We start from the raw sequence: 22,970 nt of genomic DNA, 5'->3' as shown, positions 1-22,970 counted from the left end.
TTAATGAAAAGACAAAAAAGGATAAAAATGGTTAGCGTAGAACAAGCTATACAAGATATGAAAAATGGCAAGATGATTGTCATGGTCGATGATGTTGATCGCGAAAATGAGGGCGATTTGATTTTTCCTGCGACTTTTACGAGCGCGGAGAAGGTAAATTTCGCTATCACACACGCTCGTGGCGTGGTTTGCGTCGCACTGGACGAGGAAATCGCCAAAAGGCTAGATTTGCCCCTAATGGTCGATAAAAACACCTCTTCGCACGAGACGGCATTTACTATCACAATCGACGCAAAAGACGCAACCACGGGCGTAAGTGCCTATGAGCGAAATATGACAATCGAGCTTATGGCGCGCCCAAACTCCACCCCAAGCGACTTCGTGCGCCCTGGCCACATAAATCCGCTCATCGCCAAAAAAGGCGGAGTGCTCGTGCGCACAGGCCACACTGAGGGCTCTGTGGATTTGTGCAAGCTCGCTGGAATCGCGCCAAGTGCGGTGATTTGCGAGATCGTAAATGAAGACGGCACAATGGCAAGGCGCGATGATTTGGAGAAATTCTGCGAAAAATTTGGTATAAATATGATTTCAATCGCCCAAATCGTCGAATACAGATTAAAGCACGAAACTTTGGTTAAATTTGGTGAATTTAGCGAGGGCAAAATTTGCGGTAAATCGTGCAAAGTCTGCGAAATCACAGACCACGATGACAACGCTCACAAAGTCTTTATTTTCGGCGAAATTGGCGAAATTTGCAATGTAAAATTTCATAAAATTTCAAGTGATTTAGAATTTATGCAAGATGAAAATTACGATGATTTTATGCAAAATTTAGAAATTTTAAGCACGAGTGGTGGCGTGATTGTGGCGCTAAATTCGGCTTCGCACAAGGGTGATTTCAAAAGCTATGGTATCGGGGCGCAGATTTTAGCGCATTTGGGGATTAAAAAAATCAAAATTCTTTCAAATTCCAGCCCGAAGGAATACGCTGGACTTAGTGGATTTGGGATAGATATAATTTGATAGCGCATATCGATTTAGACTGCTTTTTCGTATCTGTCGCAAGGCTGATAAATCCCGCTCTTAGCGGAGTTCCTGTCGCAGTTATCGGCGGAAATAATGAGGAAATTTTCGCTAATAAAGACGAGGGCTTTGGGGCGAAATTTCACTTCGACGAGAGCGCGCAAAATTTTAAAATCCAAGCCCAAAAAGAGCAAAATTTGCAAAATTTTGCCGATGAGCAAAAAAGGCTAAAATCCTTGCAAAAAGGGGTGGTTTTAAGCGCTAGTTACGAGGCTAGAAAATTTGGCGTGCATTCAGCGCAACCCCTAAAAATGGCGCTTCTAGCATGTCCAGAGCTAGTGCTGGACGCGGCAAAGCACGGCGTGTATGGCAGGATTTCAAACCAAATTCATAAATTTTTGCTAAATTTCACGCCAGAAATCGAAAAATTTAGCGTTGATGAGTTTTTTTTGGATTTGCGTGGCACGAAATACAACGAAAACGCGCGCGAGTTTGCGCTATTTTTGCAAAGCGAAATCAAGGCGAAATTCGGGCTTCCTAGCAGTGTGGGGCTAAGCGAGGCGAAATTTATTGCTAAGCTTGCCACCGATTTAGCCAAGCCTTTTGGGGTGCGTGAAATACCACTCTCGCGCCTTAAAACCGAGCTTAGAGATGTCGAAATTTCAAAATTTCCAGGTGTGGGAAAATCTATGCAAAAAACGCTCGCAAAATACGGCATTAAAAGTATCGGCGACGCGTGGGGACATAGGGAAATTTTCGAAAAAATGGGCAAAAACGGCGAGCAAATTTTCGCTCAAATCAGTGGCGATATGAGCGAGCGGGTGCAGGTTAGCAGGGAGCGCAAAAGTATCGGTCTTGGGCGCAGTTTCGAGCCGTGCTTCGATAGGGACGAGATCAAAAGGCGCATTAAAATCCTCTCTCGACACCTTGCTAGCGAGGTTTTAGAGGGTGGGTTAAATCCACTTACTTACGAGGTCAAAATCCGCTACAAATCGCGCGATGAGAGCTCTAAAAGGCTTAGCCAGCACAGGCCTTTTAGCCTAGATTTGCTCGATGAGACGGCGCTTTTGCTTTTCGAGGCTATTGATGTGCATAGGGGCGATGCGATAAGTCATGTGTCGCTAAATTTGTCAAATTTTGGCGCAAATAGCGCAGAGTGCGCGACGCTGCTTTTCGATGAAATCGATAAAAAACGCCAAAGTTTGGATAAATCAATGAATCAAATTTGGTCAAAATTTGGTGTGGAAAAAATTAAAAAAGCTAGTGAAATTTAAGGAGAAAACATGAAAGTAGGGGAACTTTATTCGGTTATGTGTATAATTTTCGCGACGAATTTTAAGGGCGCGATAAGCAAGGAAAATTTCGAAAAACTTGCTAGCAAATGGATTATAATCAACGAAAATCCAGAAAACAAAAAAGGCCAAGAGCTCTGGGCTGGGGTTAAAAATAGCGATTATGAGGCCATTTGCGCTGATTTTGAAAATCTCAAAGAGGCCTTTGATATGAGCTATTTCAAACTAATAAGTGCGAGCGAAGTGAGCGTTTTTTACGAAAGATGTCGCTTCAAAAAGCCATTTGCGGATTTGCCAGATACACACGCTGCAAACATGCTAGGGCTGTTGGCGATGATTTTCAAGCAAGATACAAACGAAAAATCGCACAATATTTTGGGCGAGTATTTGACGAATTTTATCATGCCAAGCCTGCGTGGGCTAGCTGGACATTTGCAAATTGGCGCAAAAAGCGATTATTACAAGGCGTTTGGGTATTTTTTGGCGGATTTTTGCGTGGTTGTGAAAAATAGCTTGGGGCTTAAAATTTAGCCAAATTTACAAATTTAATTAGGGGCGAGAGTTGGAGTTTTGGAACCACATTTACGAAAAATTTGACCCAGTTGCGTTTAGCGTCGCCGGTTTTAGCGTGCATTGGTATGGCATAATGTATGTTTTGGCCCTGCTAATCGCACTCTTTATGGCCAAATGGATTGCCAAGCGCGACGGGCTGAAATTTAGCAGTGCGGTGCTGGATAATTATTTCATTTGGGTCGAAATCGGCGTGATTTTGGGCGCTAGGCTCGGATATATCGCGATTTATTCAGGCGAGGCGCTGTGGTATTTCACTCACCCGTGGCAAATTTTCAACCCCTTTTACAACGGCGAATTTATTGGAATTCGCGGTATGAGCTACCATGGGGCGGTGGTTGGATTTATCATCGCCACAATAGCGTTTTGCCGTCGCCACGCCCAAAACCAGTGGGCGCTGCTCGATCTTGTCGCGCTCAGCGTGCCGCTTGGGTATTTTTTCGGGCGGATTGGGAATTTTTTAAACCAAGAGCTAATCGGGCGCGCAACTGATGTGAGCTGGGGGATTTTTGTAGATGGCGTGCTTCGCCACCCTAGCCAAATTTACGAGGGTTTGCTCGAAGGAATTTTGATTTTTGTGATTTTATTTTTTAGTAGGAAATTTAAGAAATTCGACGGCGAACTGATTTGCAACTACGCTATTTTATACACATTTATGCGCTTTGTGAGCGAATTTTTCAGAGAACCAGACGCTGGGATTGGGTTTGTAATCGCCGGATTTTCAATGGGGCAAATTTTATCGCTCGTTATGTTTTTGGCGGGCGTTATATTAAAAATTTCTTTGAAATTTCAACTAATAGGGCGTAATTAACTTTACTTAAAGTTAAAAAATACTATAATATCCTGTTAAAGTTAAATTTACAAATTGTTAGTAATTTAACTAACTAATTTTCTATAAGGAGAGCTCATGAGCGAGCAAATCGAAGGCTTCTTAGGTATCCGCACGGATCGCACAAAAAGCCGTATGCCAGCGCGCCTAGACTTAATCCAAAGTATCAGTGGTGGAATTTTGGGTCTATTTATGTGGGTGCATATGATGTTTGTTTCTACTGTATTGTTCGGTGGAGACTTTTTTACCAAAGTTGTTGAATTCTTAGAATTAAGATTTTTGAGCGACAGCCCTTCTATGAGCTATATTACATCTTTCTTAGCTCTTGCTGTATTTATCATTTTCTTTATTCACGCTGCGCTAGGTATGAGAAAAATGCCAATCAATTTCCGCCAATGGCAATCATATCGTGCTCACATGAAACGCTTCAAACACGAAGATACTTCACTTTGGTGGGTTCAAGCAATCACTGGCTTTATTATGTTCTTCTTGGGTGCTGCACACCTTATTTTCATCATCACAAACTCTGATAAAATTTCAGGTGATATGTCAGGTGCTCGTGTAGTAAGCCATTTTATGTGGTTGTTCTACCTAGTATTGCTTTTCGCTGTTGAACTTCACGGTAGCATTGGTTTATACAGACTATGCGTTAAATGGGGTATTTTCGAAGGTCCTGATGCAAAAGAAAGTCGTAAAAAACTTAAAAAATTAAAATGGATTGTTTCAGCTTTCTTCTTAATTTTAGGTCTTTTATCTTTGGCTGCATTTATCAAAATCGGTGTAAATTTATAAAATAGGGAATTGAAATATGAATGTTAAATATTATGATGCATTAGTTATCGGTGGTGGGCTTGCAGGCCTACGCGCTGCGGTAGCTGCTGGCGAAAAAGGGCTTAGCACAGTAGTTTTAAGCCTTATTCCTGTTAAACGCTCGCACTCAGCAGCAGCACAAGGTGGTATGCAAGCAAGTCTTGGTAATTCTAAAATGAGTGAAGGCGATAATGAAGATGTGCATTTCGCTGATACCGTAAAAGGTAGCGACTGGGGTTGCGATCAAGATGTAGCTAGAATGTTTGCTCAAACAGCTCCAAAAGCTATTCGTGAGTTAGCTGCGTGGGGCGTTCCATGGACTCGTATCACAAAAGGTAAAAGAAGCGCGATTATCAACGCTCAAAAAACAACAATCGAAGAAAAAGAAGAAGTTCATGGTCTAATTCACAGTCGTGACTTTGGTGGAACAAAAAAATGGAGAACTTGCTACACAGCTGACGCTACTGGTCACACTATGCTTTTCGCTGTTGCAAACGAGGCATTAAAACACAATGTCGATATCCACGATAGAAAAGAAGCAATCGCTCTAATCCACGAAAACAACCGCTGTTATGGCGCGATTGTTCGCGATTTAGTAACTGGCGAGCTTACAGCTTATGTTGCAAAAGGCACACTAATCGCAACTGGTGGTTATGGTCGTGTATATCGCCACACTACAAACGCTGTTGTTTGTGAGGGAACTGGTGCTGCTATCGCACTAGAAACAGGCGTAGCTCAATTAGGAAATATGGAAGCAGTTCAATTCCACCCAACTCCAATCGTTCCAAGTGGTATCTTACTAACTGAGGGTTGCCGTGGTGATGGTGGTATCTTGCGTGATGTCGATGGATATCGCTTTATGCCTGATTATGAACCAGAGAAAAAAGAACTAGCTAGCCGCGATGTTGTTTCACGCCGTATTATGGAACACATCAGAAATGGTAAAGGCGTTCCTAGCCCTTATGGATACCATGTTTGGCTTGATATTTCTATCTTGGGTCGTGAGCATATCGAGAAAAACCTTCGCGATGTTCAAGAAATTTGCCAAATTTTCAACGGTATCGATCCTGCTGATACAGAGACTTACACAGATGAAAATGGTCGCAAAAGAGGCAAAGGTTGGGCTCCAATCCTTCCAATGCAACACTACTCAATGGGTGGAATCAAAACAAAAGCAACAGGCGAAAGCCCAACACTAGCAGGTCTATTCTCAGCTGGTGAGGCTGCATGCTGGGATATGCATGGATTCAACCGCTTGGGTGGAAACTCAGTTTCTGAGACAGTTGTCGCTGGTATGATTGTAGGTGATTACTTCGCAGATTTCTGCGCAAGCCACGAAATCGATATCAAAACAACTTCAATTGAAAAATTTGTAAATAAATCACAAGCTTACCTACAAAGCCTACTTGATAAAGACGGCAAATACAATGTATTTGAGATCAAAAATAAAATGAAAGATATCATGTGGGAACATGTTGCGATTTTCCGCACAGGCGAGGGCTTGGCAAAAGCTGTAAAAGAGCTAGAAGAGCTTTACAAAGAATCAACAAATGTTAAAATTTCAAACAAAGAGCTATTTGGAAACCCAGAGCTAGAAGAGGCTTATCGTGTTCCTATGATGCTTAAACTTGCACTTTGCGTTGCAAAAGGCGCACTAGATCGCACAGAGAGCCGTGGCGCTCACTACCGCGAAGACTTCACAAAACGCGATGACGCAAACTGGCTAAAGCGCACACTAGCGACTTGGAAAGACGGCGATACATTGCCAACTCTAACTTACGAGCCACTAGACATTATGAAAATGGAAATCCCACCAGCGTTCCGTGGTTATGGCGCTAAGGGTAACATTATCGAGCACCCAGATAGTGCTAAACGCCAAAAAGAAGTTGATGACATTAGAGCAAAAATGGAATCAGAGGGCAGAGGACGCTATGAAATCCAAGAAGCACTAATGCATTATGAGTTGCAACCAAAATATAAAGCACCAAATGAAAGAGCAGGTATAGGATATGAGTAGAAAAATCACAATTAAAGCGTTTAAATTTAATCCGCTAAGCAAGGTTTCTAAACCTCACTTTGCGACTTATGAGCTTGAAGAAACAGATGGTATGACACTATTTATCGCACTTAATGTCATCCGCGAAAAATTTGACCCAGAGCTAAGCTTCGACTTCGTATGTCGTGCTGGTATCTGCGGTAGCTGCGGTATGTTAGTCAATGGTAAGCCAGCACTTGCTTGCCGCACACTAACAAAAGACTATCCAGAGGGCGTTATCGAGCTTATGCCACTTCCTGTATTCAAACTACTAAAAGATTTGAGCGTAGATACAGGTAACTGGATGAACGCGATGAGTAAGAGAGTCGAGAGCTGGATCCACACTGACCATGTAACTGACATCTCTAAATTAGAGGAAAAAGTTGAACCAGAAGTAGCACAAGAGGTTTTCGAGCTAGATCGTTGTATCGAGTGCGGTATCTGCGTGGCAGCATGCGGAACTGCGATTATGAGAGAGGATTTTATCGGTGCTGTTGGTATCAACCGCGTAGCTAGATTTAAAATCGACGCTCTTGATAACAGAACAGACGATGATTTCTACGAGTTAATCGGCGATGATGACGGTGTGTTTGGTTGTATGAGTTTGCTAGGTTGCGAAGACAACTGCCCTAAACACCTTCCATTACAATCTCGCATTGCTTATATGCGTAGAAAACTTGCTGCAAAAGGCAAATAATCCTATGACGCTTGCAAAATTTTTGCAGGCGTCTTTCTACTTTTATAAAATTTTGAAATTTTATTGCAAAACTTATCAAATTTCTAACCATTTCAACCCAAAAAAGGTAGTTTATGAATAATTTTATGAGTAAAATTTGGGGTTCAAAGAGGCTTTTTATCGATGAGAGCCTAACTCGCACTATGCCTAGCGATATCGCTGCGCTTATGCTATGCACAAATTCGCAAAATTTCGAAAAATTTAAATCGTTGCAAAGTTTTAGAGAAATTTTAAAAGAGCTTGGCGAAGAGATTGGAATCTATGCGATTCAGTCCCTACAAATCGGCGCAATCAATGCGATTTGCAAGCTTAAAATTTCCAAATTAAGTGTTTTGATGATGGTTGAAAATTTAGGCAAAGAAGGAATTATTAGCAAAAGCGAGTATGATGAAATTTCAAAATTTTTGCTTCAACTTCAAAGCGATTTGAGTGAAAACGAAGCCCCAAATTCGCCCGCAAATTTCGCATTTTACGGCAAATTAGAGAGTTTGGACACTATTAGTGATGAGCTAAAAGCACTTTTGAGCGCCAAAAGCGAAGATGAGCTTGCAAATTTGGTTTCAGGCGCGGATACTGACGCGCGCGCGGACGCAAATTTAGGCGCAAATTCGGGCGAGTATTTGGATACTAGCGCGAGCGAAAATGCGAGCGAAAATTCAGATACAAATCCAGGCGCAGGTTTTCTCGTTTGCGCGAGCGAATTTGAAAATTCACTCTTTGAGCGCACAAACGCCGCCAAATTAAACGCCAAAGATGCGAATTTCACACTCTCGGTTACTGGCGTAATCAACGCTGGGAAATCCAGCATGCTAAATCGCCTTTTGGGATTTGATATTTTAGGGACTTCAAATATCCCTGAAACGGCGAATTTAACGCTTCTTAAAGGTAGCGATAAGCCTTATGCTAAGGTCAAATTCTACGATGATGAGGAGCTTGAAATTTTGGGTTTTGCACAGGAATTTCGCTCGAAATTTCAAAACCAAAGCGAAGCCATAATTGAGCCAGAAAAACTGCAAGAATTCACCTCTGCCAAGTATGAAATTTCAAAATTTATCAAATTTATCGAACTTGGCATAAAAAGCGATTTTCTAAGCGATAAAATCACCGTCGTCGATACCCCAGGGCTGGACGATAGCGTGGTTTTGCGCGAGGAGCTGACGAAAAACTTTATGTTTTCAAGCGACGCGATAATCCACCTAATGAACGCCTCTCAAAGCTCGACCAAAAAGGATATGAGCTTTATCGCAAGCACTCTAAAAAGCTCGAAAAACAATTCGCTAATTGTGGTCTTAACTCACGCTGATTTGCTTAGCCAGACCGAGCTAATCGACGCGCTAAGATACGCTAGGGCTAGTATTTGCGAGGAGCTTGGGGCGTTTGGGTTCGATGAGGGACTGATAGAAAATGTGAGCTATTTTTGCATAGACAGCCACAGCGGACGGGGCATTGGCGAGCTGAAATCTCATCTTTTCGAGCGATTTTTCGGCGAAAATTCAGCCAAAGCAGATGAAATTTTATCCTCATACAAAAAAGAGTTATCGCTGATTTGCGAGGCGTATTTGGCTGATTTGCAGGAGCAAAACGCCGATTTTAGCGCAAATAAAAGCGAGCTAGCCCAAAAATGCGAGAATATAAACGCCGAAATTAGCGCGCTAAATGCAAATTTAGCTAAGCTAAAAAACGATTTAACCGGCGCGATTAGCAAGCTTAGCTACGATGATAGCACGCTTTTTGCGCCGCTAAAATCAGCGATTTTGACGATTAAAGACAGGGTTTTAACTGACATAAATTACTCGAAAAAAAATAAAAAGCAGATCGATTTTTCGCGGCTAGAAGTCATCGCAAACTCTGGCGTCAAAGATGTCATCACAGACATTTTTCGCTCGTTTTCGCAAAAGATTTCGCGCGATATTTCTGATATCAAAGAGCTTTTAGGAAGCGATTTTAGCGAGGTAAATTCGCTTAAATTTGACACGAAAAAATACATGGACGAAAATTTCGCCCAGCCAAATTTCGCTAAATTTAACGAAAGCCTGCGTGAAATCGTGCGCAAAAACAGCGATTTTGGCGCATTATCGGCGAGTTTTGACGCGCTATTTAGTGAGTTTTTCGCTAAGCTAAATTTAAAATCTAGCTTCGAAAACATCGCCAAAACCTGCACGCAGGAATTTAAAGAAAATGTCCTAGCCCTTTTTGCTAGCAAAAAATCTAGCCTAGATTTGCGCCAAAGCGAGCTTGAAAGCGCGCTTAAAGCAGGCGATGAAAACGCCGAGCAAATCGCCAAAAACGCGCGATTGGTGCGAGAAAAAATAAATTTGGTAAATGGATTAATTAAAAGGATCGAGCAATGCTAAGGGAATTTATCAGCGAGTATAGGGCGAAATTTTTACCCAGCACGAAGCAGGGATTTTGGGGCGATATGAGTAGGGCTGTGAGCGAGCTAAAAGACCCGAGTCTGCACCCTAGTGCGCATTTAAGCAAGGTTTTAGATGAAATTTTGCTCGTCGAGTCCGAGCCTCTTAAAATCGCGGTTGTGGGGCAGTTTAGCAGTGGTAAATCGACATTTTTAAACACCTTGCTTTCTAGCGAAGTTTTACCAACTGGCGTCGTGCCGGTAACCGCCAAGGCCACTCACATCAAATACGCCCCTTATGAAATGATGAGTGTAGCGTATAAAAACGGCTACACCCAAACCTTAGAAAGCTCGCAGATTTCGGACTTCGTCGATCAAAGGCGGGAGCTAAAAGATATCAAAAATATAAATATGTTTTTGCCGCACGAGCTTTTGAAAAAGATAAATTTCATCGACACCCCAGGGCTAAATTCACGCTCGAACGCCGATACTAGGGAGACTTTGGAGATTTTCGACGAGGTTTTTGGCGTGCTTTGGATTTCACTCATCGACAACGCCGCTAGAAAGAGCGAAACAGCTCAAATTTCGCTTTTACCAAAATTTTTAAGCAAAAACTCCATTGCGATTTTAAGCCAAAAAGATAGGCTTGGCGCCGAAGAAATCGAGCGCGTGCATAATTACGCTAAAACGATTTTTGGTGCGAATTTCGCCTCTATCGTGCCAATATCATCAAAGCTAGAAAAAGCTGGCGATATCCAAAACAGCGGGTTTAGCGAGGTTAGAGAGTTTTTAGACGGACTTGATAAAAACCGCATTAGCTTTGCCAAATCTAGGCTAAATTTCATACTTGCCGAGCTTAAAAACGAGCGGGCAGGGTATTTGGAAATACATAAAATTTTAGAAAACATTATCGCTTCAAACAAAGATAAAATCGCTGAATTTTGCGCTAGCGAGCGCGAAATTTACAAAGAGGAATTTAGCAAAATTTACGCTTCGATTAAAGAGACCTCGAAATTTATCGCTAAAACCATGCAAGAAGCCCTAAGCTCGAAGCAAAACGAGTATTTCGTGAGCGCGACGCAGACGAAAAAGAGCTTTTTTGGCACGCAGACTTCGAAGGGATACGAAAAGGTAGCCTACGAGGCTCCGTATTTCAACACCGACGCCGCGCTTTCGAAGCTGATTTACAACGACGATAGGCTAAATGTGATTTTCCGCCGTTTTAAGGCTGAGTTAGTAAAAACCCAAAACGCCATGAGCGAGGCGATAGAGCGCATTTATGCGGGGTTTGAGAGGGAAATTTTGCTATTTAAAGGTAGGTTTGAAAACTACGAGCGCCAAAGCGATTTAGCCTCTATCATAGAGGCTTCAAACATCGCTAAAATCGCAAGCGAAGTCTATGGGCTGTTTTTAAAAGACGGCGAGAGGGCTGTTTTTCAAATTTGCCAAAAAATCGCGCTGTTTTTCGAGCAAATTATGATAAAAATCGCTTCAAACTACACAAACGCCGTAACCCTAAGTGCAAATTTCATCGCAAACAAAATCGCAAAATCAATCAGCGATTACGAGGAAGAACCAGGACTTTATCAGCTTTTTTATCCCTCTTATGAGGACTTTGAAAAGGCGGTTTTAGGGGGACTTCATTACTATGAGTTTGAAAATGACTTCGTAGGGTCTAGCTCGTTTGTGGATAAAATTTACTCAGATTTTAGCGCGCAGATTGCGCAAATTTTCGAGGAAAATTTAGCCAAAATCGCGGATTTTAAAGCCACGCAAGAAAATGCGCTTGTGATTTTTAGCGCACTTGAAAATTTGCAAAGCCAAAATTAGTCTAAATTTCTAAATTTAGACTAATTTCGCAAACTCGCTTCCTAGTTTTTCGCGCCAATTATCGGCGATTTTTTCGCCATCTTTGGCGTATTTTAAAATCACGCCCTCGCATTTTTGCAAAAATTTAAAGAGCTTTTCCTCCCAAATTTCGGGGCTTTGATTGCTTTTGTGCATGGTTTGGATAAAGACTAATTCCTTGCTAAGATTTGCGATTTCATCGAGTGCTTCGTCCCTTTGGCTCTCGTCTTTTAGCTCTAAATTTTGCAAAGCTAAAATTTCGCCATCAAGTATGTCGCAAAAGCTCAGATATTTGGCGTTATTTGGCACTTCCTCTATCATATCAGCGCGCGAGGCTGCGCGCATTACCTGCGAATAAACGATAAAACCTACTATCAAAAAAACCGCCAAAATCAGCGTTATATTAACCATTTTTACTCCTTTTTAAGCTATCAAATCCCACTATCGCAAGCCCTAGCCAAATGAGCGAAAAGCTGAAAATTTTGTAAAAACTAAGCTCCTCGCCGTATAAAAACACAGCGATTAGCATGCTCATCGAGGGGCTAAGATACTGCATAAATCCGATTGTAGAAAGCGGCAGATACGCAGTCGAAATAGCGAAGGTAATTAGTGGTAAAACCGTGATAACTCCGCTAAATGCGAGCAGTGCGCCGGTGCTGTGTGCCCCAAATGCGCTAGTGCCTGAATACACGCAAAAGCCCAAATACGCGCACGCAAACGGGAGCATGAGCGTGGTCTCGCAAAACAGCCCCTCGAAGCTAGGCACGGCGATTTTTTTGCGAATTAATCCATAAAATGCGAAACTTGTCGGCAAAATCAGCGACACAAATGGCAGTCTGCCAAGTGCGTAAATTTGCACGCAGATTGCCAAAAATGCCAAAAATAGCGAAACCCTCCCTGCTAGGCTTAGCCGTTCTTTTAGAAAAATTGCGCCCAAAAGCACCGATAATAGGGGGTTTATGAAATACCCTAGGCTCGTGGATAAAATATCGCCCAAATTTACCGCCCAGATAAAAATGCCCCAATTTATGCTAATCAAACAGCCTGTGCAAAGAAGCGCCAATGCTTTTTTGCGGTCTGATAACAAAAGCGAGATATTTTTTAGCTTTTTTGTAAAAAACAAAAATAAAAAAAGCAAAACAAAGGACCAAAAAATCCTGTGCGCTAAAATTTGCGTAGCATCTACATCTTGGATAAATTTGAAATAAATCGGAAAAACACCCCACATAAAAAAGGTCAAAAACGCGATTATTAGCCCTTTTGTGCGGTCATCTTTCATAAAATTCCTTAAATTTGTGATTGATTTAAAAGGCTTGCATTTTAAAATTTAATTGATTAATAACTGCTTATTTTTGGCGTGAAATTTAGGAGTAAATTTATATTTTTGAAATGAAATTTAGTCATATTTAGGTATAATGGCAAAATTTTTAAAACCAAAAAAAGGAGAATTTATGAGTTGGGATAGATCGTCTTGGAAAAATTTCAATATCTTACAGCAGCCCACATACCCTGATATGGGCGCAGTCGAGGCCGTCAAAGAAAGGCTCTATAACTTCCCGCCACTAGTTTTTGCTGGCGAGGTCAGATCTTTAAAAAGCGATCTTGCCAGAGCCACAAGGGGCGAGGCGTTTTTGCTTCAAGGTGGGGATTGCGCTGAGAGTTTTGCAAATTTTAGCGCAAACAATATCCGTGATATGTTTAAGGTAATGCTCCAAATGGCGATTGTAATGACCTTCGCCGCTGGCAAGCCTATCGTAAAGGTCGGACGCCTAGCAGGTCAGTTTGCCAAACCTCGAAGCAGTGATTACGAAGAGGTCGGCGGTGTGAAGCTTCCTAGCTATCGTGGCGATATCATAAATGGCTTTGAGTTTAACGAAGCTGCGCGCGTGCCAAATCCAGAGCGTATGATCGAGGCATATCACCAAAGTGCGGCTACGATGAACCTTTTGCGTGCGTTTTCACGCGGTGGTCTAGCCAATCTGCACGAGGTGCATAAGTGGAATTTGGGCTTTTTGAAAAGGGCTGAGTTGCAGGCGAAATTCAACGCCCTAAGCGATTCTATCTCAAATGCGCTGAAATTTATGGACGCATGCGGCATAAATACACAAAGCGCACCAACGCTAAATGAGACGAAATTTTACACTTCGCACGAGGCGCTTTTGCTAAATTACGAAGAGTGTTTGACGCGCATAGACAGCACGAGCGGGGATTGGTATGACTGCTCGGCGCACATGGTTTGGATAGGCGAGCGCACTAGGGGAGTTGGTGATGCGCATGTGCATTTTATGAGCGGTATCAAAAACCCTATCGGCGTAAAAATCGGACCAAACGCTAGCGCGCAGGATATTTTGCGCCTAGCAGACGCGCTAAATCCAGAAAACGAGGCTGGCAGGCTAAATATCATCATCCGCATGGGCGCGGATAAAATCGGCGATAGGCTGCCAAAAATACTGCGCGAGCTAAAAAGCGAGGGCAGGGAAATTTTATACAGTATCGATCCTATGCACGGAAATACCGTCAAAGCGGGCAATTACAAAACGCGCGAGTTCGATATGATTTTAAAAGAGGTTCAAAGCTTCTTTGAAATCCACAATGCCGAGGGGACGAAAGCTGGCGGAATCCACCTAGAAATGACAGGCCAAGATGTCACAGAATGCACAGGCGGGGCGTTTAATGTGACAGAAGAGACGCTAAAAGAGCGCTACGAAACCCAGTGCGATCCGCGCCTAAACGCAGATCAAGCGCTCGAACTTGCCTTTGTAATCGCTGATAATTTAAAGGCAGTGGATTAAAATTTCGAAATTTAAATTTTGCCTATAAGCCAAATTTGCCATTTTTGGTGAATTTGGCTTTTTTATTTTGTGGTGGATTTGTAAAAATGAATTGTTGTTATTTGTTATGGATTAATTTATAACTTGCGAAGCGAGGTTAAATCACGCACAAATGCTTGATTTTCTCGCTCTCAAATTTCAGCTCCACTATATCGTGCCAAAGTGTGACAAACTGGCTATTTACGCAAAAAAGCTCCTCGTGAAAGTGTCCGAAAAACCACTTTTTAAATTTGATTTTGCGATAAATTTCTTCTAACAAATCGCCGTTTGGATCGTGGAAATCCAGTGCAAACTCATTTAGGGCCAGCACCTTTGGCGCGATAGAATTCGGCGCAGTGTGCGAAAGCACCAAATCCACGCTAAAATCGTGCTTGGCGAGGTTTTCGTAAGCCTCGTTTAGCTCAGCCTCGCTGATATTTTCGCCCTCCCACCACGATATGTTTTGCGTGCGATACTCCCTGTCAATACTCGCCGCACCGCCCATACTAAGGACTTTGTGCCCTGTAAGCTCATAAACCTGCCCCCGCATGAGATGATACACGCTTTCGCTTATTTTATGCACTTTTCCGCCGTGAAATTCGGTGATTTTATAGGCGTTTAGACGCGCGAAATTTTCGTGGTTGCCGTCGATGAAAAGCGTGGTATAATTCCGCTCGTTAAAATATTTTAGCCAACGAATTTCATCTTTATCTGGCGAACTCTCCCAAATAAAGCCAAAATCTCCGGCGATAATGAGAAAATCATCTTTGCAAAGCTCTTTTCCGGTTTTGTATCTAAACTTTTCAAACCTTTTCATTTCACCGCTAAACCCGCCCCAGCCGCCGTGCGTATCGCCTGTGATAAAAATTCTAGCCATTGTTTTGCCTTTAAATTTGTGAAATTTTGTAAATTTTATGAAAACAACTTAAAAAAAGCTTAAATGGTGGAGGTGTGCGGGATCGAACCGCAGTCCAAAAACAAACGACCAAAGCCTCTACATGCTTAGCAAAAGTGAAAATCTCGCCCCAGCTTGCTCACTTTCCAAAACAAATCGCCAAAGCAAAGACTAAATTTCGCCCCGCGCCTCGTCAGAGCGCGAAACTACGCTATCTAGGATTACCCGCTACCGCGCTTAGATAGTATGGGCGCAGTGCAGGGCTCGACTGCGATTACGCTACTTTTGCGTAAGCAGGAGCAAAATTTTTGTTATTTGCGTTTAATTTTAATTTGGATTTTATACGCTATATCCGAAGCGGCATGCCACCTTGACCAATCCATTTCTGTCGAAGCCAAGTCACCCCCAAAAGGAAGTCGCACATTTTACTTCAAAAATTTTATATTGTCAAATTTGGGTTAAATTTGCCAAATTTAGGCTATAATCGCAAAAAATTTTTAAGGATTAAATATGGCAAAAATCACTATAAATGACCTTTATAAAATGAAAGAAAACAGCGAAAAAATCGTTATGATTACAGCATACGACGCACTTTTTGCCAAAATTTTTAACGACCAAGTCGATATGGTGCTCGTCGGAGATAGCCTAAATATGAGCTTTGGCGGACACGCTGAGACTATCGGAATAAGTGTCGATGAGATGATTTATCACGCAAGGGCTGTTAGGCGTGGCTTAACTCGCCCGTATTTGGTCGTGGATATGCCGTTTTGTTCGTGCGCAACGCCCCAGCTTGCTCTTAAAAACTGCGCCAAAGTTTATGAAAAGACAGGTTGCGACGCCGTTAAAATCGAAGGCGGAAAGGACTTTGCCGCTACCGTCGAGCTTTTAAGCAAAAACGGCATTGCCGTTATGAGCCACATAGGACTGCGCCCGCAACTTTCTCGTTTTCAAGGTGGTTACAAGGTAAGCGGTCGCGAGAAAAACGCACTAAATTTGCTTCTTGATGACGCCAAAGCCGTGCAAGACGCTGGGGCGGTTTTGCTTTTGCTTGAAGGCACAGTTCTGGGCGTGGCTAATGAAGTTATGAGCGTAGCAAATGTCCCGGTTATCGGTATCGGTGCGGGGTCGTGCGACGGACAGGTGCTAGTGTGGAGCGATATGCTAGGATTTTTTGACGAATTTAAGCCAAAATTTGTAAAACGCTACCTTGACGGCGCCACGCTCGTGCGAGAAGCTGTAAAAAACTACGCTAATGATGTCAAAAAAGGCATTTTCCCAAGCGAAGAATTTGAGTATTTGAAATAGGTAAATTTAATGGACAGAATCGTAGAAATTGAAAAATTAAAGCTCGATGAGGTCTCGGAGATTTCGCTAAGACCGGCGAATTTCGAGGATTATATCGGGCAAGAAAAAATCAAATCGAACCTAAACATAGCAATCACGGCCGCCAAAAAGCGCGCCGAGTGCCTAGATCATGTGCTGTTTTATGGGCCGCCAGGGCTTGGCAAGACCACACTTGCGCACATTATCGCCTCGCAAATGGGGGCTAATATCAAAGTAACCGCCGCTCCGATGATAGAAAAAAGCGGCGATTTGGCCGCGATTTTGACAAATCTCGAAGAGGGCGATGTGCTTTTTATAGATGAAATTCACCGCCTTAGCCCAGCGATCGAGGAGGTGCTGTATTCTGCGATGGAGGATTTCCGCCTTGATATCATCATCGGCTCAGGTCCAGCGGCGCAAACTATCAAAATCGATATTCCACACTTTACACTCATCGGTGCGACCACGCGCGCAGGCATGATTTCTGCGCCTTTGCGCGATCGCTTTGGTATGCAGTTTCGCTTGCAGTTTTACACCACCGAAGAGCTTGCCAAAATCGTAAAAATCGCCTCGATCAAACTCGAAAAAGAGTGCGAAAAAGACGCTAGTAGCGAGATCGCGCGCCGTAGCCGTGGCACGCCACGCATCGCGCTTCGGCTTTTGAAACGCATAAGAGATTTTGCTGAGGTCAAAGACGAGAAAATCATCACCAAAGAGCGCGCGAACGAGGGTTTGGACGCGCTTGGGGTCAATGAGCTTGGATTTGATGAGATGGATTTGCGATATCTCGCGATTTTGGGCGAAGCGGGCAAGAGAGCCATGGGGCTAAGCACCATCGCAGCGGCACTTAGCGAGGACGAGGGCACGATCGAAGATGTCATCGAGCCGTATTTACTCGCAAACGGCTATATTGAAAAGACAGCCAAAGGGCGCATTATGAGCGTGCGCGCAAAATCAGCCCTAGGATACGAAACCAGCCCCGATGAACGGGGACTTTTTGATTAAATTGCGTTAAATTTGCAAAATTTAATGCAAAATTTTGCAAATTTGTAGTCTAAATTTTAGGGGCATTTGAGATTGTTTATATTTCTTTGGCTCAAAATTTTTCAACTTTTTGCGCAATATATTCTGCGCGATTAAATTCTGCCATGCTTCTTCTCCTTTAATTAAATTTTATTAATATAAACTATTTCCACCATTTGTTAAAAAGATATTTCTTTCAGTATCCGATACAGCAATATTATTAAGTGTATCTATTATATACTCTTCATAAATTTGTTCTGTATTTTTTATGTATTTCGGATAACGGAAAATATGTTTGTATGTTAAATAACCTATAAAGTCTTTAATATCTTTAAAATTTGCATTTTCATCTAGTTGTTTTTTTCTATCATAATCACTTATGGCACGATATTGTTCTTTTTCTTTAATAATTTTTTCATCTAAATAAATTAAACTATCAAAATCTAAATTTTTATCACCACAGTATTTACCATAATCATCGATAGCTATGTCAAAAAATTTAATCAATTCAGGTTTTATCTCCATAGGCGTTCTTACGATTAAGCCGTCTTTTTCTAATGCGTTCCATATCATCCACACGGGGACTTCCGAATTCGGACTTATATGTTCTATTTTTCTAATTTTTTTTGCGTATTCATCTTTGTATTTATCAAAAATTTCTTTTTCTTTTTTTATATCGTGTCCTGTTTTCATATCTATTATATAGTTAGCTTTTCTCACAATTGCTCTTTTAAAATTGTAAAAACAATCTTCATAGACTTCTCTCATAACTCGTTGACTAGGTTGCCCTGAAATATTGTAGTCCAGTAATAAATTTAACATTTCTTCATAGCCATAAAGATTATATAATGCTTCATACAAACTAAGATAATAAAATTTCAATTTATCATAAAAAAAGTCTAAATCAAATTTTATTTGCCCACTGGCAACCTTACCAGATTTTTTTTTCATTATCAATCATTAGGTTGAGTTCATCTTGCGTAAAAATTTCTTCTACTGTATTACCAGACCTAATATCTGGGTCAGCAATATCAGCAAAATGATATTTAGGTGGTTTATAGCCACTATCTAACATTAGCTTTGTCATTTCTAACATATTGCTTCTTACGGCGACATCAAACGCAGTTCCCCACGCACCTTTTTTAAAAATATAATCAACTTCTGGTTTTTCTAATATTTTAACATCCACCACATTATGATTTTCATCGACATATATTTTGGTAATACCACCATACCATTTTGGAATAATATACCCCCGCACTATTTTCGCTTCATCAAATTTAACCCCGTTTTCTAAAAGAAGCTTGACGGCATTTATGGAATTTGCACCTATCGCATACGCCATAGGGCTAAGTCTGTATCTATCTTTTTTATGTGGATCTGCACCTAACTTTATAAGCTCATTTGCTGTCTCAATGTCATTATAAAAACTGGCATACATTAACGTCGTTACGCCATAATGTAAAGGCTCATCTACGCTAATATTATTATCTTTCATATAAGCTAAAATTTCTTGTGTGTTTTGTGATTTTAAAAGTAATCGTAAATTTTCCATTTTGTCGTTATTCATAACTTTATCTTTGTCAATATCCCAATACCTAAACGCAAAATCATCAACTTCTTCTTGGGTTACATATTTCGACAGACCTTTTACTTGCGAAACATTTGTGTCGGCTGTAACTGAAAATGTTTTGATTTTCCTACCACCCATAAAATCGGAATTTAAAGCAAGTATAGCGACAAAAATAAGAACAAAGACAATAAGTGGTTTTTTATCTGACATATTTTTCCTTGATTTTTTGAGGGCTAATTTTACATTGGAAGTGCTTAAATTTACTAAACAAACAAAGGCACAATGAAAATTTGCAAAATTTAACGCAAAATTTTGCAAATTTTAAAAAATTTCAAATATTAAAATTCAGGCGAAATTCGTTTTTATCATAGCTTATTAGTCCGTCTTTCGCCATTTTGCTAAGTTCGTTTGACATAGCGCTTCGATCAACGCCTAGATAATCAGCCAGCCCCTGCCTAGAAAACGGCACACAAAAGCTGGTGCTTGCGTTTTTGAGTGCTTGCTCACCAAAATAAGAAAGCAATCTCTCTCGTATAGTCTTGGGCGCAGTGTGCATCATACGGGCTGAGAGATTTAGGTTTTTGTTGCTTGAAATTTTAAATAGATTATAGATGATTTTGTGATGATAGGGGCAATTTTTGGCACAAGAAGTTAGAATTTTGCGCAAATTTAAAAATAAAATTTCACTTGGCTCTGCGCTTACGACATCGCATTCTAGGGGTTTTGCGCTTATGGCGTAGTTTGCAGCAAATATATCGCCTCTGGTAATACGCCCAAAAATATTGCTATTTCCACGCAAGAAATTTACGACGATATCCACGCTCCCGCTTAGCACGAGCCCGATTTTCGCAGTGGTGTCCCCACAGCGAAAGATTATCTCATCTTTGGCGAATTTCGCCCTTTGTGCTTCCAAGCAAGGGAGCAAATCCGCAATCTCATCTTCGCTTATGCCGTTAAAAAGTATGGTTTTGGATAAATTCATAAATTTTGCCTTTTTGTTGTTATAACAACAGAAATTAATTTTGCATTATATTATAATGCGCCTTGAATTTCAAATTTCAAAGGAGAAATTATGGAAAATATGTTTTGTTTCCAATGCCAAGAGACGGCTAAAAACACGGGCTGCACGGTTAGTGGTGTATGTGGTAAAAAGCCAGAAGTTGCAGCTATGCAAGATTTGTTAGTTTATGTTACAAAAGCTCTTTCTAGCGTAGCTTGTGCGCTAAGGGCGCAGGGTAAAAGCGTAGCAAAAGAGGTAAATCACAGAGTAACGATGAATTTATTCGTAACTATCACAAACGCAAATTTCGATAATCCTGCGATTATCGCAATTATCAAAAAAACCCTAGAAATGAAAAAATCGCTTATCGCAAATTTAGGCGATTGTTCAAATTTACCAAGCTTTGCCCTTTGGGAGGGAGATGAGAGCGAATTTGCACAAAAAGCAAGAGAAGTCGGAGTTTTAAGCACGGCTGATGAGGACAAACGAAGCCTAAAAGAGCTTACCACTTATGGATTAAAGGGGCTTGCTGCGTATATGAAACACGCAAACGCCCTAAATAAGGAAGATGAGAGCATTGATATTTTTATCCAAGAGGCTTTGGCAAAAACCCTTGATGATAGCCTAAGCATTGATGATTTAATCGCTCTTGCCATGGAGACTGGCAAATTTGGCGTATCTGGCATGGCTTTGCTAGATAGCGCAAATACAGGCGCTTACGGCAATCCTGAGATTAGCGAAGTAAATATCGGCGTAGGAAAAAATCCCGGAATTTTAATCTCAGGGCACGATTTGCGCGATTTAGAAATGCTATTGGAGCAGACACAAGGCAGTGGCGTTGATGTCTATACGCACTCTGAAATGCTTCCAGCCCACTACTATCCGTTTTTCAAAAAATATCCGAATTTCATCGGAAATTACGGTAATGCGTGGTGGAAACAAAAAGAGGAATTTGAGAAATTTAACGGACCGATTTTAATGACTACAAACTGCGTCATAATCCCGCCAGAGAGCTACAAACACAGACTTTGGACGACAGGTGCTGTGGGCGTGGAGGGTTGCTTGCACATTAAGGGCGAACACGGCGAAAATAAGGATTTTGGCGCCATAATCGAGCAGGCCAAAACCTGCGCCCCACCGACACAAATCGAAAGCGGTAAAATCGTAGGCGGTTTTGCTCACGCACAGGTTTTCGCCCTAGCTGATAAGGTCGTAGAAGCTGTAAAATCAGGCGCAATCCGTAAATTTGTCGTCATGGCTGGTTGCGACGGACGGGCGAAATCTAGGGAGTATTACACTGAGTTTGCAAAAGCTTTGCCAAAAGACACCGTGATTTTAACCGCAGGTTGTGCGAAATACAAATACAATAAGTTAAATTTGGGCGATATCGGCGGAATCCCGCGTGTCCTAGATGCAGGTCAGTGTAACGATTCATACTCACTTGCGCTAATTGCTTTGAAATTAAAAGAAATTTTCGGTCTAAATGATATAAATGAACTTCCACTAGCGTTTAATATCGCTTGGTATGAGCAAAAGGCGGTTATCGTGCTTTTAGCGCTTTTATATCTTGGCGTGAAAAATATCCACCTTGGACCTACACTTCCAGCGTTTTTATCGCCAAATGTGGCAAAGGTATTGGTCGAAAACTTCGGCATTGCGGGCATTAGCTCGGTTGAGGCCGATATGAGATTGCTTGTTGGATAAATAATAATAGTTCTCCTTTTATGCTCGCCGTTTTGGCGAGCAAATTTTAACCCCAAATTCGCTATAATCTTTCTTCAAATTTCACAAAAAGGCTAAAAATGAAATTCATAAAATTTTGCGCTATTGTGGCGTTTTGCGCAGTGTTTTTGGGTTGCGAAAGCGAAAAAAGCGTGGATTATTACAGGGCAAATTTAAGCGCAGCCAAAGAGCGAGTAGCGCAGTGCAAAGGCATAAAAAACAAATCCAAAAAAACAGCCAAAGAGTGCGCAAACGCGAGCACGGCGCTTTCGCAAGTGGCGGCGAAAATGGATTTAGAAGCAAATCGTGCCAAGCTCAGCATAGGAGCGATTGTGCAGGATTTCACCACGCATTATATCGCGCAGGGCGAGTTTGGCGCACCTGCTTCTATGAGTGGCGTCTCGCTTCCTTTGCGTGTGGGAAGCGTGGTTTGTGCGGAGTTTGAGCGCAAAAGTGGAGATGAAATGTGGCTTGTGATAAACCGAGATGATGAGTTTTGCGCCGTGATTTATAATGAGTTTAGACAGGGCGAAATTTCAGTGGCAAATTCGGCTAAAATCATTGTAAAATAGGCAAAATTTTAAAATTTTGCTTCGCAAATTCGCAATACTGCGCCGAAATTTTTAAATTTTGTTTAAATGTCATTGCGACGAAGCAATCTACAAAAATTCCAAAGAATTTTAAAATTTTAGCAAAATTTAAATTTTTCTAGATTGCTTCGTCAATGCTTCGCATTTCCTCGCAATGACAGCGATTTTATGTTTTGGTAATTTTTGCTCGTAGATTGCCACGCTCACTTCGTTCGCTCGCAATGACAAATCAAACCAAATTTCGCCCATAAGTGTCATTGCGAGGAGCAGAAAAAAGCGTCAAGACGCTTTTTGCGACGAAGCAATCTACAAAGTTTAAATTCAAAAATAGAGCAAATGGCAGAATTTCGCCGAATTTTGAATTTCAAATTTTCAAATTTCATTTTAAAAATACTGCACCAAAATTTTGCAAATTCAAAAATTCTAAATTTTAAACCCCTTTAAATTTCCCTAGATTGCTTCGCTTCGCTCGCAATGACACTTAGAAGTAATTTCGGCGCAGTATTTATAGCCTGTGGTAGCGAATTTGAAAGAATTT

Annotated in this window: 19 protein-coding genes, 1 other RNA gene and 1 pseudogene; 14 read left to right on the top strand and 7 right to left on the bottom strand. The window is 41.5% G+C overall.

All coding sequences use genetic code 11. The annotated features are described in order from the left end of the window. The first annotated feature begins 21 nt into the window (after positions 1–21). From OFO01_RS00320 to OFO01_RS00280, 9 genes and pseudogenes are all read left to right on the top strand, one after another. A complete protein-coding gene (locus tag OFO01_RS00320) occupies positions 22–1,023 on the top strand; it encodes a bifunctional 3,4-dihydroxy-2-butanone 4-phosphate synthase/GTP cyclohydrolase II (RefSeq protein ID WP_270858739.1) in 1,002 nt (333 codons plus the stop codon). Next, complete coding sequence (locus tag OFO01_RS00315; RefSeq protein ID WP_270858188.1) at positions 1,020–2,297, top strand: DNA polymerase Y family protein; 1,278 nt, start codon at positions 1,020–1,022, stop codon at positions 2,295–2,297. The genes OFO01_RS00320 and OFO01_RS00315 overlap by 4 nt, the downstream gene beginning before the upstream one ends. 9 nt (positions 2,298–2,306) lie before the next feature. Next, positions 2,307–2,846 (top strand): hypothetical protein, encoded by a 540-nt coding sequence (locus OFO01_RS00310; RefSeq protein ID WP_270858187.1) that lies wholly within the window; start codon positions 2,307–2,309, stop codon positions 2,844–2,846. Positions 2,847–2,877: 31 nt separating this feature from the next. Then, a complete protein-coding gene (lgt, locus tag OFO01_RS00305) occupies positions 2,878–3,696 on the top strand; it encodes a prolipoprotein diacylglyceryl transferase (RefSeq protein ID WP_270858186.1) in 819 nt (272 codons plus the stop codon). A gap of 96 nt (positions 3,697–3,792) precedes the next feature. Then, positions 3,793–4,494: pseudogene (locus tag OFO01_RS00300) on the top strand (fumarate reductase cytochrome b subunit); the annotation flags it as partial. A gap of 28 nt (positions 4,495–4,522) precedes the next feature. Further along, entirely contained in the window at positions 4,523–6,541 is a 2,019-nt protein-coding gene (locus tag OFO01_RS00295) for a fumarate reductase flavoprotein subunit (RefSeq protein ID WP_270858185.1), read from the top strand. Then, entirely contained in the window at positions 6,534–7,256 is a 723-nt protein-coding gene (locus tag OFO01_RS00290; RefSeq protein WP_270858184.1) for a fumarate reductase iron-sulfur subunit, read from the top strand. The genes OFO01_RS00295 and OFO01_RS00290 overlap by 8 nt, the downstream gene beginning before the upstream one ends. A gap of 113 nt (positions 7,257–7,369) precedes the next feature. Then, positions 7,370–9,649, top strand: a complete 2,280-nt coding sequence (locus tag OFO01_RS00285; RefSeq protein WP_270858183.1) for a dynamin family protein — start codon at positions 7,370–7,372, stop codon at positions 9,647–9,649. After that, positions 9,643–11,478: a dynamin family protein gene (locus tag OFO01_RS00280; protein WP_270858182.1), complete on the top strand. Its 1,836-nt coding sequence runs from the start codon at positions 9,643–9,645 to the stop codon at positions 11,476–11,478. Before OFO01_RS00285 ends, OFO01_RS00280 begins: the two co-directional genes overlap by 7 nt. Before the next feature lie 15 nt (positions 11,479–11,493). Here OFO01_RS00280 and OFO01_RS00275 read toward each other — a convergent pair whose 3' ends face one another. Both OFO01_RS00275 and rarD read right to left on the bottom strand, forming a co-directional pair. Next, positions 11,494–11,907, bottom strand: a complete 414-nt coding sequence (locus OFO01_RS00275; protein WP_270858181.1) for a hypothetical protein — start codon at positions 11,905–11,907, stop codon at positions 11,494–11,496. Then, positions 11,900–12,775 (bottom strand): EamA family transporter RarD, encoded by an 876-nt coding sequence (rarD, locus tag OFO01_RS00270; RefSeq protein WP_270858180.1) that lies wholly within the window; start codon positions 12,773–12,775, stop codon positions 11,900–11,902. The genes OFO01_RS00275 and rarD overlap by 8 nt, the downstream gene beginning before the upstream one ends. Before the next feature lie 172 nt (positions 12,776–12,947). Here rarD and OFO01_RS00265 point away from each other — a divergent pair, with 172 nt between their 5' ends. Next, on the top strand, positions 12,948–14,288 hold the full coding sequence (locus OFO01_RS00265; protein ID WP_270858179.1) for a class II 3-deoxy-7-phosphoheptulonate synthase: 1,341 nt from the start codon (positions 12,948–12,950) through the stop codon (positions 14,286–14,288). Between the two features lie 136 nt (positions 14,289–14,424). Here OFO01_RS00265 and OFO01_RS00260 read toward each other — a convergent pair whose 3' ends face one another. Together OFO01_RS00260 and ssrA are read right to left on the bottom strand one after the other, a co-directional pair. After that, the gene (locus OFO01_RS00260; protein ID WP_270858178.1) at positions 14,425–15,183 is read right to left on the bottom strand and encodes a metallophosphoesterase family protein; all 759 of its coding nucleotides are present in this window, start codon (positions 15,181–15,183) and stop codon (positions 14,425–14,427) included. 64 nt (positions 15,184–15,247) lie between these two features. Continuing rightward, positions 15,248–15,608: a transfer-messenger RNA gene (gene ssrA, locus OFO01_RS00255) on the bottom strand. Between the two features lie 103 nt (positions 15,609–15,711). On the opposite strand from ssrA, the gene panB reads away from it, so the two are divergent. Together panB and ruvB are read left to right on the top strand one after the other, a co-directional pair. Then, the gene (panB, locus tag OFO01_RS00250) at positions 15,712–16,506 is read left to right on the top strand and encodes a 3-methyl-2-oxobutanoate hydroxymethyltransferase (protein ID WP_270858177.1); all 795 of its coding nucleotides are present in this window, start codon (positions 15,712–15,714) and stop codon (positions 16,504–16,506) included. A 9-nt stretch (positions 16,507–16,515) separates the two neighbouring features. Beyond that, positions 16,516–17,529: a Holliday junction branch migration DNA helicase RuvB gene (gene ruvB / locus OFO01_RS00245; RefSeq protein ID WP_270858176.1), complete on the top strand. Its 1,014-nt coding sequence runs from the start codon at positions 16,516–16,518 to the stop codon at positions 17,527–17,529. A gap of 171 nt (positions 17,530–17,700) precedes the next feature. On the opposite strand, the gene OFO01_RS00240 is transcribed toward ruvB, so the two are convergent. The 3 genes from OFO01_RS00240 to OFO01_RS00230 all read right to left on the bottom strand — a co-directional run bounded on the left by OFO01_RS00240 (position 17,701) and on the right by OFO01_RS00230 (position 20,102). Further along, positions 17,701–18,498: a hypothetical protein gene (locus OFO01_RS00240; protein ID WP_270858175.1), complete on the bottom strand. Its 798-nt coding sequence runs from the start codon at positions 18,496–18,498 to the stop codon at positions 17,701–17,703. Next, positions 18,479–19,330 carry an ankyrin repeat domain-containing protein gene (locus tag OFO01_RS00235; protein ID WP_270875513.1) on the bottom strand — a complete coding sequence of 284 codons (852 nt, stop codon included), beginning with the start codon at positions 19,328–19,330 and terminating at the stop codon, positions 18,479–18,481. The genes OFO01_RS00240 and OFO01_RS00235 overlap by 20 nt, the downstream gene beginning before the upstream one ends. A 121-nt stretch (positions 19,331–19,451) precedes the next feature. Beyond that, positions 19,452–20,102 (bottom strand): Crp/Fnr family transcriptional regulator, encoded by a 651-nt coding sequence (locus OFO01_RS00230; protein ID WP_270858173.1) that lies wholly within the window; start codon positions 20,100–20,102, stop codon positions 19,452–19,454. A 90-nt stretch (positions 20,103–20,192) separates the two neighbouring features. On the opposite strand from OFO01_RS00230, the gene hcp reads away from it, so the two are divergent. Beyond that, positions 20,193–21,824, top strand: a complete 1,632-nt coding sequence (gene hcp / locus OFO01_RS00225) for a hydroxylamine reductase (RefSeq protein WP_270858172.1) — start codon at positions 20,193–20,195, stop codon at positions 21,822–21,824. Positions 21,825–21,922: 98 nt separating this feature from the next. Further along, on the top strand, positions 21,923–22,414 hold the full coding sequence (locus OFO01_RS00220; protein ID WP_270858171.1) for an EexN family lipoprotein: 492 nt from the start codon (positions 21,923–21,925) through the stop codon (positions 22,412–22,414). Positions 22,415–22,970: the final 556 nt, after the last annotated feature.

The organism is Campylobacter sp. JMF_01 NE2 (genome assembly GCF_027737365.1).
Taxonomy (GTDB): domain Bacteria; phylum Campylobacterota; class Campylobacteria; order Campylobacterales; family Campylobacteraceae; genus Campylobacter_B.
The sequence above is the reverse complement of the archived record's forward strand: the minus strand, read 5'-3'. Positions and strand labels throughout refer to the sequence as shown.